This window comes from Kribbella sp. NPDC002412 (assembly GCF_053592935.1).
The window spans coordinates 16,393-29,610 of sequence record NZ_JBSFBL010000017.1 but is presented as its reverse complement, the minus strand read 5'-3'; the positions used below and the strand labels follow the sequence as shown (position 1 = coordinate 29,610).

Annotated in this window: 11 protein-coding genes; 4 read left to right on the top strand and 7 right to left on the bottom strand. The window is 69.6% G+C overall.

All coding sequences use genetic code 11. The features are described 5' to 3' along the window. Window positions 1-5: 5 nt before the first annotated feature. Both ACWCOV_RS16025 and ACWCOV_RS16020 read left to right on the top strand, forming a co-directional pair. Window positions 6-839, top strand: a complete 834-nt coding sequence (locus ACWCOV_RS16025) for an NmrA family NAD(P)-binding protein (RefSeq protein WP_449830004.1) — start codon at window positions 6-8, stop codon at window positions 837-839. A 20-nt stretch (window positions 840-859) separates the two neighbouring features. After that, window positions 860-1,636, top strand: coding sequence for a TetR/AcrR family transcriptional regulator (locus ACWCOV_RS16020; protein ID WP_449830003.1), 777 nt, complete (start codon window positions 860-862; stop codon window positions 1,634-1,636). On the opposite strand, the gene ACWCOV_RS16015 is transcribed toward ACWCOV_RS16020, so the two are convergent. Then, a complete protein-coding gene (locus ACWCOV_RS16015) occupies window positions 1,631-2,593 on the bottom strand; it encodes an endonuclease/exonuclease/phosphatase family protein (RefSeq protein ID WP_449830002.1) in 963 nt (320 codons plus the stop codon). The two genes, ACWCOV_RS16020 and ACWCOV_RS16015, sit on opposite strands and share 6 nt — an antisense overlap. A gap of 126 nt (window positions 2,594-2,719) precedes the next feature. Between ACWCOV_RS16015 and ACWCOV_RS16010 the strand changes: the two genes are divergently transcribed. Next, window positions 2,720-4,480, top strand: coding sequence for an HSP90 family protein (locus ACWCOV_RS16010; protein ID WP_449830001.1), 1,761 nt, complete (start codon window positions 2,720-2,722; stop codon window positions 4,478-4,480). Continuing rightward, window positions 4,477-7,137 (top strand): tetratricopeptide repeat protein, encoded by a 2,661-nt coding sequence (locus tag ACWCOV_RS16005; RefSeq protein ID WP_449830000.1) that lies wholly within the window; start codon window positions 4,477-4,479, stop codon window positions 7,135-7,137. Before ACWCOV_RS16010 ends, ACWCOV_RS16005 begins: the two co-directional genes overlap by 4 nt. A gap of 147 nt (window positions 7,138-7,284) precedes the next feature. Here ACWCOV_RS16005 and guaA read toward each other — a convergent pair whose 3' ends face one another. Genes guaA through ACWCOV_RS15975 form a run of 6 tightly spaced genes read right to left on the bottom strand, consistent with a single transcriptional unit; the run spans window position 7,285 to window position 13,198 of the window. After that, window positions 7,285-8,835, bottom strand: a complete 1,551-nt coding sequence (guaA, locus tag ACWCOV_RS16000) for a glutamine-hydrolyzing GMP synthase (protein ID WP_449829999.1) — start codon at window positions 8,833-8,835, stop codon at window positions 7,285-7,287. A 9-nt stretch (window positions 8,836-8,844) separates the two neighbouring features. Beyond that, the gene (locus ACWCOV_RS15995; RefSeq protein ID WP_449829998.1) at window positions 8,845-9,030 is read right to left on the bottom strand and encodes a hypothetical protein; all 186 of its coding nucleotides are present in this window, start codon (window positions 9,028-9,030) and stop codon (window positions 8,845-8,847) included. A gap of 10 nt (window positions 9,031-9,040) precedes the next feature. After that, the gene (locus ACWCOV_RS15990) at window positions 9,041-10,120 is read right to left on the bottom strand and encodes a hypothetical protein (protein ID WP_449829997.1); all 1,080 of its coding nucleotides are present in this window, start codon (window positions 10,118-10,120) and stop codon (window positions 9,041-9,043) included. Further along, window positions 10,117-10,776, bottom strand: coding sequence for a dethiobiotin synthase (bioD, locus tag ACWCOV_RS15985; RefSeq protein ID WP_449829996.1), 660 nt, complete (start codon window positions 10,774-10,776; stop codon window positions 10,117-10,119). The genes ACWCOV_RS15990 and bioD overlap by 4 nt, the downstream gene beginning before the upstream one ends. Further along, complete coding sequence (locus tag ACWCOV_RS15980; RefSeq protein WP_449829995.1) at window positions 10,773-11,894, bottom strand: 8-amino-7-oxononanoate synthase; 1,122 nt, start codon at window positions 11,892-11,894, stop codon at window positions 10,773-10,775. Before ACWCOV_RS15980 ends, bioD begins: the two co-directional genes overlap by 4 nt. Continuing rightward, entirely contained in the window at window positions 11,894-13,198 is a 1,305-nt protein-coding gene (locus tag ACWCOV_RS15975; RefSeq protein WP_449829994.1) for an adenosylmethionine--8-amino-7-oxononanoate transaminase, read from the bottom strand. Before ACWCOV_RS15975 ends, ACWCOV_RS15980 begins: the two co-directional genes overlap by 1 nt. Between the last annotated feature and the right edge of the window lie 20 nt (window positions 13,199-13,218).

Below are 13,218 nucleotides of genomic sequence, written 5' to 3'. Positions count from 1 at the left end.
ACACAATGACGATCCTGGTGACCGGCGCGACGGGCAGCGTCGGCCGGCTCCTCGTCGACGAGCTCGTGGCGGCAGACGCGCCGGTGCGAGCACTCACCAACAACCCCAGGAAGGCCGCGCTCCCGCAATCCGTCGAGGTCGCGAAGGGCTACCTCGGCAAGCCGGAGACCCTCCCGGCCGCACTGCGCGGCATCGACACCGTCTACCTCGCGCCGCTTCCGGCGTACGTCGACGACTTCGTGGCTGCCGCGCAACAGGCCGGCGTACGTCGGGTCGTCGTACTGTCCGGTGAGCCCGCGGAGTACGAAGCGCAAGGCGATCCGGCCGAGTGGCACTACTACAAGGTCGAGCGTGCGATCGAGCAGGGCGGCTTCGAGTGGACGCACCTGCGACCGGGCCAGTTCATGAACAACACCCTCGACTGGGCGGCGTCGATCAAGGCGGAGAACGTCGTCCGCGCGCCCTACCCGGCGGCGGTCCAGACGCCGATCGACCTCAAGGACATCGCCGCCGTCGCCAGAGTCGTCATCAACAGCGAGAGCTACACCGGCCAGAAGCTCACCATGAGCGGGCCGGAAGGGCTGACCGCACCACAGCAGGTTGAGTACATCGCTCAGGCACTCGGCCGCGAGGTGAAGTTCGAGGAGCAGTCCCCTGAGGAGTACATGGCCGTCTGGACGCCGATCGTGGGCACCGAGACCGCACAGTGGCTGCTCGACGGCTTCCGGATGATGGCTGAGCACCCCATGACTCCTGAGCCGACAGTGCAGCAGCTGACCGGTCGCCCGGCGACCACCTACCGCGAGTGGGCGGTAGCCAACGCCGACGCGTTCCGCTGACACATGGGACGCTGTGCACTGTGACAGTGCGGCACAGCGGTGGAGGCCAGCCCGAGCGCACGCTCGCCCTGCTCTGGCGGAACCAGCGAGAGCGGGTACGGCGCACCGCCGGCCGGCGCCCGTCGCTGGACGTCGACGGAGTGGTGCGAGCCGGCATCCAGTTGGCCGACGAGCGTGGACTCGAGGCAGCCTCCATGGGCGGAGTCGCAAAGGCACTAAGTGTAGGCACGATGACGCTCTACACCTACGTGCCGTCCAAGGAAGAGCTGCTGGACCTCATGGTCGACGAGGCCCTGGCTGAGCGGCAGCTACCAGGACCTGGCGAGCCCAGACCGTCGGACTGGCGCGAGCAGGTGGAGGTGTACTCCGAGCAGACCAGAGCGATGTACGAACGCCACCCCTGGCTGGCCCGCGTCTCCACCGTCCGCCCACCCGTCGGGCCCGGCATGCTGGCCGGCCGCGAGTACCTGCTCTCCACGCTGCTCCCACTCAGCCTCAGCCCACGCGACACGAACACAGCCGCGCTCGCCATCACGACGTACGTCGACTCCGCAGCCGGACTGCTGGCCGAGAACGAGCTGGTCGAGCGCGCCACCGGGCAGAGCAACGAGGCGTGGTGGTACGACCGCAACGACCTCTGGGAGACGTACTTCGACGTCGAAAGACATCCCGCGATGACGGCCATCTGGAACGCGAACGGCTACCAGGAGACCGTCCGCGAGGCCGCCACCGACGCGTACCGCTACGGCCTCGACCGCCTCCTCGACGGGATCGAGGCCCAGGCGAAACCCCTATAGATCAAGGGAGATCCAGGCGGGATCGTGATCGGTCCCGTCCCGTGCGAGCTTGCGGCGCCGGCCGATGAACGCGTCCCGCAACCGCGGCGCCAGCGCCGGTGACAGCCAGATCTGGTCGATCAGGTCGAACGTCCGCGGCTGCCCGGACTCCTTGAACGTCGACGTCCAGGCCGGGTTCGCCGGCAGCTCGACGGTCGTCGTGACCGTGCCGACCTCGGTCGGTGTCAGCAGCGCGTTCACCATCCCGGCCTTATGGTACGCCGCCAGCGCGGGCGAGTCCGGGGTGTCGTTCATGTCGCCGCAGAGCAGGAACCGCTGCCGGGTGCTGGTCCGCTGCGCGATGATCCGCATGATCGTGTCCGCCTGCTGGGTCCGCAGCAGCTGCGCAGCCTCGAACGCCGCGACCGGGTCCTCGACGGTGAAGTCGACGAACTTCGACTTCAGGTGCGTGCCGAACACGGTCAGCACCCTCCGCCCCTGGGCGTCCAGGATCTCCGCCTCGACCAGGTCGCGGGAGAAGATCGGCCGGTCCGGCACGGCCGGGTGGAACGTGCGCTGGTAGCTGGTGACGCCGCCGAGCGGCCGCCTGGACAGGATGCCGATGTCGATGAACCGGGTCGAGTCGTTGCCGTCGATCACCATCACGTGCTCGTAGGCGCCGTTCAGGTGCTCGCGGTTGAACTCGCGCAGTACGTCGGCGTTCTCGACCTCCTGGACGACCCACACGTCGACGTCCGCGGCCAGCAGCCGCTCGGCGACCCGGTTCGTGTCCTCGGGCTTCTTCGCCACCAGCAGCTTGCCGCGGCCGTCCAGCTGCAACCGGCGGCGGTGCTCGTCGTCGAACGTGTACGTCGCCGGCACCGAGCTGGTGCCCTGCGCGAGCACGTCCACGGCACCCGCGAAGTTCCAGCGGTCGAACAGGTTGTTGAGGTTGAACGTCCCCACCGTCAGCGTCATGTCACCCACCCCTTCCGACAGACGAACTACTCCTGAAAGTACGCCGTTCGCCACCGCCCGTCACCAACTCGAAGCGAACAGTCGCCGACTTCCGGGTGGGCCCCCGGAATGCCGTAGGTTGCCCGGGTGAGCGAGAACTTCCAGGTCGATCTGCAAGGAATCGTCGACCTGCTGAGCAACCACCTGTACAGCAGCCCGCGGGTGTACCTGCGGGAGTTGCTGCAGAACGCGGTCGACGCGATCACCGCCCGGCAGGCCACGGATCCCGAGGCGCCGAAGCGGATCGAGGTGCGGACGGCGGACGACGTGCTGACCATCAGCGACACCGGGATCGGGCTGCGGCCGGACGAGGTCCGGGAGCTACTGGCGACGATCGGCCGGAGCTCGAAACGCGACGAGATCGGGTTCGCGCGGACCGAGTTCCTCGGCCAGTTCGGTATCGGCCTGCTGTCCGCGTTCATGGTCGCCGACGAGATCGAGGTCGTCACCCAGCCGGCCGGCGGCCCGGCGACCCGTTGGATCGGTACGGCGGACGGCCGCTACACGATCGCGGACACCGCGGACCGCGCCGAGGTCGGTACGACGGTCACGCTCAAGGCCCGGCGTGGTGCGGAGCAGTGGTACAAGCAGGCCACGGTGGTCGAGCTGATCCGGTTGTTCGGCGCGCTGCTGCCGATCGAGATCCGCGTGGACGACGAGCAGGTCACCGACGGCAAGGCGCCCTGGGAGGGCGCCGGCGTGGCCGACCTGGTCGGCTACGCCCAGGACAAGCTCGGGTTCACGCCGTTCGACGTGATCCACCTGAACAACCCGGCCGCCGGGCTCACGGGTGTCGCGTTCGTGCTGCCGTTCGCGGCGAACCCGGCCGAGCGCGCGACGCACCGCGTCTACCTGAAGCGGATGCTGCTCGCGGAGAACGTCGAAGGGCTGCTGCCGGACTGGGCGTTCTTCGTGCGCGCAGTCATCGACACCTCCGAGCTGCGCCCGACCGCGAGCCGGGAGGCACTGTTCGACGACGGCAACCTCGAGGCCACTCGGGAAGCGCTCGGCGCGCAGCTGCGTGGCTGGCTGGTCCGGCTGGGCAGCACGGATCCGGGCAAGCTCGACAAGTTCCTGGGCATCCACCAGCTCGGTGTGAAGGCCCTTGCGCTGCACGACGACGAGATGCTCCGGCTGGTCCACCGCTGGCTGCGCTTCGAGACGAACCATGGCCGCATGACGACCGCAGAGCTCCAGGAACGTACTGGTGAGATCCGGTACGTCGCCACTATCGAGGAGTTCCGCCAGCTGGCCGCAGTGGCTGCCGCACAGCAGATCACTGTGGTGAACGGGGGCTATACCTACGACAGCGAGCTTCTGGAGCGGCTGCCGAAGGTAGTGCCGGACCTTGTCACCACCAGGTTCGACCCGACCGAGCTGAGCACCAGCTTCGACAGCCTGGACCCGGACACCGAGCTGCAGCTCCGCCCGTTCGTCCAGCTGGCGCAGGACGCGCTGGACCCGGTCGGCTGCGAGGTGGTGGTCCGTGCGTTCGAGCCGGCCAGTCTGCCCGCGCTCTACCTCGTCGACAGGTCCGCACAGTTCGCCAGAGAGCTTCGCAGTACCAAGGACCGTGCCGACGCGCTGTGGTCGGAGGTGCTCGGCGCACTCGACACCCACGACGACAGCCGTCCGCAGCTGGTGCTGAACCACCGCAGTCCACTGGTACGGCGGATGGCCTCGCTGAACGACCGTGAGCTCGCACAGCTCGCCGTGGAAGGCCTGTACGGGCACGCGCTGATGCTCGGCTACCACCCGATCAGCCCGGCCGACTCCGCGCTGGTGAACCGTTCGTTCCTCGGCCTGCTGGACCAGGCCGTCCCCACGCAGGAGGACCCGACCCGATGAACCAGGACCTGATCGACCGGCTGCAGCGTGCCGAGAGCACGCCGTACGGGAAAGCACGGTCCGCTCTGCTGGAGGACGTCGTACGGCGGGCCGACGCCGACGGCGCGGACGACCTGGCGTTCTACAGCCGGCTGGCGCTGGTGACGGCGTACGTGATGGGTGGGGAGCCGCGGAAGTCGTTGGTGCCGTTCGCCCGGTGCGTGGCGGCCTGGGACGCAGACCCGGGCAAGTACCAGGACTACTCCCACCTCTTCCACTGGTGCTTCAAGTACGCGCCCAGCACGCTGACCAAGTTCCCCGAGGTCCCACTGGACCGTGCGTACGCCGTACTGGACGACATGGAGCGGCGTTGGCAGCTCAGCGGTCACAGCATGCACGCCGTACACCAGCACCGGTGGCTGGTCGCCCACCACATCGGTGACACCGAGGCGGCGGCCGAGCAGTTCCGGTTGTGGTCGACCGCACCGCGCGACGACCTGTCGGACTGCGTCGGCTGCGACCCCACGTCGAAGGTGCACCACCTGACGAGCGTCGGACGTACGGCGGACGCCGTAGCGCTGGCCGTGAACGTGCTGGACGGGCAGCTGACCTGCGCCGAGCAGCCGCAACAGATGCTGACCGCGTTGCTGCCCGCGTACCTTGCCGAAGGCATGTACACCGAGGCGATCGACGCGCACCGGAAGGGCTACCGGCTCCTGCGCAGCCGGGTCGGTGAGCTGAGTGAGCACGCGGACCACGTGGAGTTCCTGGCTCGCACTGGCAATGAGCTGAAGGCAGTGGAGCTGATCGAGCGGCACCTGCCGGAGTTCGACGACCCGCCGTCGCCGTACGCGGAGATGACGTTCGCTGCGGCGGCCGCGCACGCGCTCGGGCGGGTGGATGGGCTGATGATCCGGCTGCCGAAGGCTGACTCCGTGCCGGCGGCAGAGCTGAGTGAGATGTTGGCTGGGCGGGCGCTGGAGCTGGCCGCGCAGTTCGATGCGCGGAACGGCACGACTCACCGCAGCTCGTTGATCCAGGGGATGCTGACGGCTGAGCCGTGGGTGGAGTACCTGCCGCTGTCGGAGACGGCTCGGCGGGCGCAGGTGGTCAAGGCTGCCGCTCAGCAGGCGGAGCCGGAGCAGGCCGACGTGGAGCAGCCTGCGCCGACTGGCCGTGGCTGGCTGGACCGGGCCGAGGAGGCCTGGCAGAAGGCTCAGCCGGAGGAGGCGGAGGCCGCGTGGCGTGCCTTCGAGCAGGAGGTGCCGGAGAGCGAGTGGACCCCAGTGGACCGGGCGCGGGTGTTGGACGGTCGCGGTCTGGTTGCGCACGACCAGGCGGAGATTGCACTGGAGGCGTGGCGCGAGGCGCTGGCGTTGTACGCCGAGGCGGGCGAGGAGGTCCGCGTACTGCGCGACCGCGGTCGCATCGGCCGGCTGCTGTGTGAGACCGGCCAGCTCGACGAGGGCCTTGCGACCGGTGAGGAGCCGATTCGCTGGCTGGTGGCCAACGACGAACCACAGCGTCGCGGGCACTGGCAGTACTCGCTGGCGACCATGTACGCGCAGGCCGGCCGGCTGGAGGACGCCGTACGCGAGCTGGCTGAGCTCCGCGAGCGTACTGACATCGAGGAAGACCTGCGGGCGGGTGGAGCGATCCTGGAGTGCAACCTGCTCGCGAACCTGGGGCGCTTCGAGGAGGCGGAGGCTGCTGCGACGGTTGGTCTTGGTACGCCGTCTGATCTGGCGCGGTCGTTCGCGTACAAGCAGCGTGGGCGGCTTCGGCTCGAGCTAGAGCGTCCGGCCGAGGCAGTCGAGGACCTGGTCGAGGCGGTGGCGCTGGCGGTGGGGACGCCTGAGCTGGATGTGCACGTGGCGTTGACCCAGCTCGAGCTGGCTCGTGCCTACCTGCTGACCGGGCGCCCGTTGGAGGCGGCTGAGACCGCTGAGGAGGCGCTGCCGGGGCTCGGGAGCAGTCCGGAGCTTGCTGAGCCGCTGGCGGACGCGCGTGGTGTGCTGATCGATGCCTACAAGGCACTGGGTGAGCTGCAGGCTGCGCTGACGAAGGTTGGCGAGCTGCTGGCCGCGGCGCCTGAGGAGGCGCACCCGGCGTGGTTGGGCATGGTGCGGCAGGACGAGGGGATGTTGCTGAGCCAGCTCGACCGCGACGAGGAGGCAGTCGACGCTCTGGTGGCGGCTGCTGCGTACTACGAGGCCGGTGAGCAGCCGGTGGAGCAGGCGCAGGCCATCCGGCTGGCGGCGCAGTCGGCGCGCTATGCGGGCAACTTCACGCAGGCGGTGGAGCTGGTCGAGCGGGCACGCCCGTTGCTGGAGGCGCTGCCGTCGGCTGACCAGCGCGTGCTCTTCCAGACTGCCGGCATCCACTGGGATCTTGCGGTGATCGCGCTACAGCAAGGCGAGACGGAGACCGCCGTACAGCACGCCACGCAGGCCGCCGAGCACTACGAACGAGGCGGCTTCGAGGACCAGCACACCAACGCGCGGTTGCTGGTCGCCGAGCACGGCACCACCGACGAGAAGCTGGTCGAGCAGATCTTCACCACTCTCCCGACCGGCCACGACCTCTGGCACCGCGCGGGCTGGCTCCTGGTCGACCGTCTGCGCACCCAGGGGCGGGAGCAGGAAGCCACAACCTTGGAGTCCCGCCTGACCGAGTAGTTGACCCACGCGTGCTGCGCCGCGCTCCTCTCGTCATGCGCGGCCTCACGTCGGGGAACCCTGCGCGCCAACCTGTCGCACGAAGGCGCAAGGCCGTGACCAAGTGGTCACGGCCTTGTGGCTGTCTACCTACTGCTCTGCTTCCAGCTACTCCCACTCGATGGTGCCTGGGGGCTTGCTGGTGATGTCGACGGTTACCCGGTTGATCTCGTTGACCTCGTTGGTGATGCGGGTGGAGATGCGTTCGAGGACGTCGTACGGGAGGCGGGCCCAGTCGGCGGTCATGGCGTCTTCGCTGGTGACCGGGCGGAGGACGACCGGGTGGCCGTAGGTGCGGCCGTCGCCCTGGACGCCGACCGAGCGGACGTCGGCCAGCAGGACGACCGGGAACTGCCAGATGTCGCGGTCCAGGCCCGCCGCGGTGAGCTCGGTGCGGGCGATCAGGTCGGCGGCGCGCAGGATGTCGAGGCGGTCCTTGGTGACCTCGCCGATGATGCGGATGCTCAGGCCGGGGCCGGGGAACGGGTGCCGGTAGACCATCGCCTCCGGCAGGCCGACGGCCAGGCCCAGCTCGCGGACCTCGTCCTTGAACAGGGTGCGCAGCGGCTCGATCAGGCTGAACTGCAGGTCGTCGGGCAGACCGCCGACGTTGTGGTGCGACTTGATGTTCGCGGCACCCGCGCCGCCACCGGACTCGACCACGTCGGGGTACAGCGTGCCCTGGACCAGGAACTCGATGTGCCGCTCGGCGTCCACCTTGCGGGCGGTCGCCTCGAAGGTCCGGATGAACTCGCGGCCGACGATCTTCCGCTTCTGCTCGGGGTCGGTCACGCCGGCCAGCGCGCCGAGGAACTGGTCCTCCGCGTCGACCACCTCGAGCCGGATCCCGGTCGCGGCGACGAAGTCCTTCTCGATCTGCTCCGACTCACCGGCGCGCTGCAGGCCGTGGTCGACGTACACGCACGTGAGCTGGTCGCCGATCGCCTTGTGCACCAGGGCCGCCGCGACCGCGGAGTCGACGCCGCCGGACAGCGCGCACAGCACCTGCTTGTCGCCGACCTGCCGGCGGATCAGCTCGACCTGCTCCTCCACGACGTTCGTGGTGGTCCAGTCGCCGTGGCAGCCGGCGATGTCGTACAGGAAGTGTTCGAGCACGGCCTGCCCGGCCTGCGAGTGCAGGACCTCCGGGTGCCACTGCACACCGGCGAGCTGACGCTCCAGGTCCTCGAACGCCGCGACGGGGGCGCCCTCGGACGCAGCCAGTACGGCGAAGCCGGCCGGCGGCGCGTGGACCGCGTCGCCGTGCGACATCCAGACGTTGAGGTCCTCGGGGATCCCGGCCAGCAGCCTGCCCGCCGAGCCCACCGTGACCGGGGTCCGGCCGAACTCGCGCAGCCCGGTCCGGCGGACCTCGCCGCCGAGCGTCTGCGCCATCGCCTGGAACCCGTAGCAGATCCCGAACGCCGGCACCCCGGCCTCGAACAGCCCGGAGTCGACCCGCGGCGCCCCCTCGGCGTACACCGACTGCGGACCGCCGGACAGGATGATCGCCTTCGGGTTCCGGGTCAGCATCTCCTCGACCGGCATCGAGTGCGGCACGATCTCGGAGTACACCTTGGCCTCGCGGACCCGGCGCGCGATCAGCTGCGCGTACTGCGCCCCGAAGTCGACGACCAGTACCAACTCATGCTCGCTCACCCGCAAAGCCTATCGGTGCAGGTCAGCAGGGCTGTAATCCGCCGTCCGGAGCGGCTCGTTGGTGATGTGGAGGCCGGGGAAGCGGCGGCGCATGGCGGCCTCGTGGCGGTCGGCGGAGGCGGGCTCGCCGATGTAGTCGGCGATCAGGTGGCGGCCGAACCACAGGCGCACCCGGCGGCGAGGTGGGAAGCTCACCCGCGGGACGCTATCGCCGCCAGTTGTCGCTCGTATTACTCCGCGTTACGGCCCGAAGTCGCTTCGGCGCTCTGAATGACAGGAGGTCGATCATGGGCGGCTCTTCCACCAGTTGTACGGCGGCCAGCAACTCTGCGGCGCATTCGAGGGCGACCCGGGCCTCGAGGCGTGCCAGCCCGGCGCCGAGGCACCGGTGAATGCCAACCCCGAAGGCGAGGTCCGCAGGTCCGCCGTTGCCGGTCAGCCCGAGCAGGACGGGAGCCGCGGCCGGTAGCTCGACCTCGCCGACCGCAGCAGCCCTCGCCGTGACTCGGCGCCAGGTAGGCACCGAGGAGGCCTCCCGCAACACCTCCTCGACCACTTCAGCAGGCTCCACCGACCTCCCGAGGCACCGCTGAAAGGCAGTGGAGATGAGTTGGGTCGTTGTTTCCTGGCCGGCGATCAGGAGGAAGTAGGCGACGGCGCAGACTTCCTCGTCGGTGAGGCCGAGGGCGACCAGTACGCCGAACAGGTCGTCACCCGGTATTCGGCGGGCGGCGGTCGTGCGGGCGCGGAGCCAGGTGTAGAACTCGGCTGCAGTGTGGGCGAGTTCCAGTTGGCGGTCCTCGTCGGGCCAGCCCCAGAAGAGTTCCAGGGAGTCTTGGCTCCAGGACTTGAGGGACGGTACGTCGACATCGCGGAGGCCGAGCATGTGGAGGAGTACAAGGGCGGGCGGCTCGGCGGCGATTGTTTCGACCAGGTCGATCTGCTCGCCGGCGGTCAGGGCGGACGTCGCCGCGGCGACCCGGGCGGAGACGAGTGATCGGGTCAGGGGCTCGACGGCCGCGACGCGGGCGGGGCTGAAGAAGCGGGCGACTGCTGCACGGATCGGGCGGTGGGACTCGCCTGCGTTGTTCGCGAGCGTCGGCGGGAGTGCAAAGCCGACCGCCGACAGGACCCGCAGCGCCTTCACCGACAACGGCGTGTGCGCCAGTACGGCGTTGTCCGGCCGGAACGTCTCCGGGTCCAGCAACACCTCCCGGGCAAGCACCGGGTCGTCGACCACCCAGTACCCGAGCTTCTCGTCGTACCGCGCAGGACAGCCGGTCACGCGAACCAGCCCGGGGCGGCGCTCGCGAAATCCGCCAGTTGACCGGCGCCGGCCGGGATGCGAGCGATCACCGGTACGCCGGTCGTCGTCGGCAGATCCTCGAGGTTGCACTGCTCGGCCAGGTCGGGCTCGTCCGGCCAGGAGCCGATGATCAGCCCCTCGATCGGAAGGTTGCGGCGGCGCAACGCCTCGACCGTGAGACCGGTGTGGTTGAGCGTGCCGAGCCCGGAGCGGGTGACCACCACGAACCCGAAAGGCGTGGTCAGGTGAGCAGCGAGGTCAGCCAGACCCCGGCCCTCCGCATCGAGACCGACGAGCAGGCCGCCAGCCCCTTCGACGAGGACGGTGTCGTGGGTCGCGGCCAGGTTGTCGATCAGCTTGGCATGATCCTCGACGGTGGGCAGCGGGACGCCTTCCCGGCGGGCGGCTGTCGTGGGCGCGAGCGGGTCGCGGAGCCGGATGCCTTCATGGAAGGTGGTCAAGAACCCGGTTAGGCGGCGTACGTCGTCGAGGTCACCAGGCTCTTCGGCGGTCACCCCGGTTTGGGCGGGTTTGACGATGGCGACCGAGCCGGCGGCGGCCGCGCGGACAGCTAGGGCTGCGGTGGCGATCGTCTTGCCTACGCCGGTGTCCGTGCCGGTGACGATGATGATCATGAGACCTGGCCGATCGCGTCGACCACGACGGTGCAGGCGCGGTCCAGGTCGGCGGGAGTCAATCCCGCGTTGGCGGTCAGGCGCAGGCGGGAGATGCCGTCGGGGACGGACGGCGGGCGGAAGCTGCCCACGCGTACGCCGGCGGCAAGGCAGAGGTCCGCGGCCTGGACGGTCTCGCGTGGGCCGGGCATCGGGACGGAGACGACTGCGCCGGACGGCGGCGGAACGTTGCAGGCTGCCGCGAGTTGGGCAGTCGCGCGGTGGACGGCATCGGGGCGCCCAGGCTCGGCCTGCAACACCTGGAGCGCTGCCAGGGCAGCCGCGCAGGCGGCCGGGTTGAGGCCGGTGTCGTAGATGAACGGCCGCGCCCGATTGACCAGATGCTCACGCAGCAACGACGGGCCGAGGACAGCGCCGCCTTGCGAGGCCAGGGACTTCGACAACGTCATGGTGACAATCACGTGGTCGAGTCCCGCCAGCCCCGCCGCCGCCACCGAACCCCGGCCGCCGCCGGTGACGCCCAGGCCATGGGCCTCGTCCACCAGGAGTACGGCGTCGTGAGCCTGAGCGACAGCGGCGAGCGAGGTCAGCGGCGCCTCGTCGCTCAGCACGCTGAACACAGACTCGGTCATCACCAACGCATGCGGTTCGTTGCGCTCGGCAAGGATTTTCTCTACGGCATCCACGTCGTTGTGCGGGACGACCTCCACGCGCGACCGCGCCAGCCGCCCGGCGTCGATCAGCGAGGCATGCACGTGCTCGTCGGACACGAGCACCGTGCCCGGTCCGCCAAGGGCGGTGACAATGCCCAGGTTGGCAAGGTAGCCGGACGAGAACACCAGCGCCGACTGCTGACCGACGTACGCGGCCAGCGCCGACTCCAGTTGCTCGTGCAAGGCCGTCGTACCGGTGACGAGGCGGGACGCCGTCGAGCCCGTTCCCCAAGTCTGCAAGGCCTCGGCCGCGGCGGAGACCACGCGCGGGTCGCGCGACAGGCCGAGGTAGTCGTTGCCCGCAAGGTCGATCAGGTCATCACCGGCAGACCGAGCGCGGAGCCGGCGGGTGAGGCCCCGCGACTCCAGAGCAGCGGCCTTCGGCGCGAGCCAAGATTCGAGCATCAGCCGACCTCCTGCACCGCGCCGGTGATCGCCGAGGTAATCGTCGCGATCTCCTCGGAGGTGCAGACGTACGGCGGCATCGTGTAGACCAGATCGCGGAACGGCCGCACCCACACGCCCCGCCGCAGTACGGCGTCCGTCATCCGCTTCATGTCGACCGGACCACCCAGTTGGACGACGCCGACCGCACCGATCACGCGGACGTCCTTGACCCCCGGCATCGAGGCCGCAGGCGCCAGGCCGGCCGACAAACCCGCAGAAATCTGAGCAACCCGCCCCGCCCAGTCCTGCGACAGCAGCAGGTCGATCGACGCGAGCGCGACCGCGCAGGCCAACGGGTTCGCCATGAAGGTCGGCCCGTGCATCAGCGCACCGCCCGGACCGTTGGACACGGTGTGCGCGACGTCCGTCGTACACAAGGTCGCAGCCAGCGAGAGGTAGCCGCCGGTGAGCGCCTTGCCGACGCAGAGGATGTCGGGGTCGATCCCCGCGTGCTCGGACGCGAACAGCGTCCCGGTCCGACCGAAGCCAGTGGCGATCTCGTCCAGGATCAGCAGGAACCCATGACGATCAGCGAGGTCACGCAAGACCCGCAAGCACGCTGGGCTGTACGGGTACATCCCGCCCGCGCCCTGCAGGACCGGCTCGACGACGATCGCGGCGATCTCCCCTGCGCGCTCGTCCGCGAGCGCGGTCAGCGCCGCGGTCCAGGCGCGGAGCTCCGGATCGTCGTCCGGGCGATCGAACCCGGCCGGCGGTTGGGGGCCGAACACCTGCTCCTTCAAGGCGCCGGTGAACAGCGAGTGCATCCCGTTCACCGGATCGCACACACTCATCGGCGCGAACGTGTCGCCGTGGTAGCCGCCCCGGACGGTCAGCATCCGGGTGCGTCCACTGTTGCCGCGGGCAACCTGGTACTGCAGGGCGAGCTTGATCGCGACCTCGACCGACACCGAGCCCGAGTCGCAGAAGAACACGTGCCGCAGCGGATCCGGGGTGATCTCGACCAGCCGCTCGGCCAGCCGGATCGCCGGCTCGTGCGTCAGCCCGCCGAACATCACGTGGCTGAAGTCGTCCACCTGGCTCTTCACCGCGGCGTCCAGCACCGGGTTGCGGTAGCCGTGGATCATGCACCACCAGGACGCCATCGCGTCGATCGCCTCGACCGTGCCGCCGGCCTCGTCGTCCAGCCGCAGGCGTACGCCGGACGCACCCCGGACCAGGCGGACCGGCGACGGCTCACTCAGCGAGGAATACGGATGCCAGAGCCGCTCGGCGTCCCGCTGCAGCCATTCACTGGCCACCTCTCGCCACCCCTTCTCAC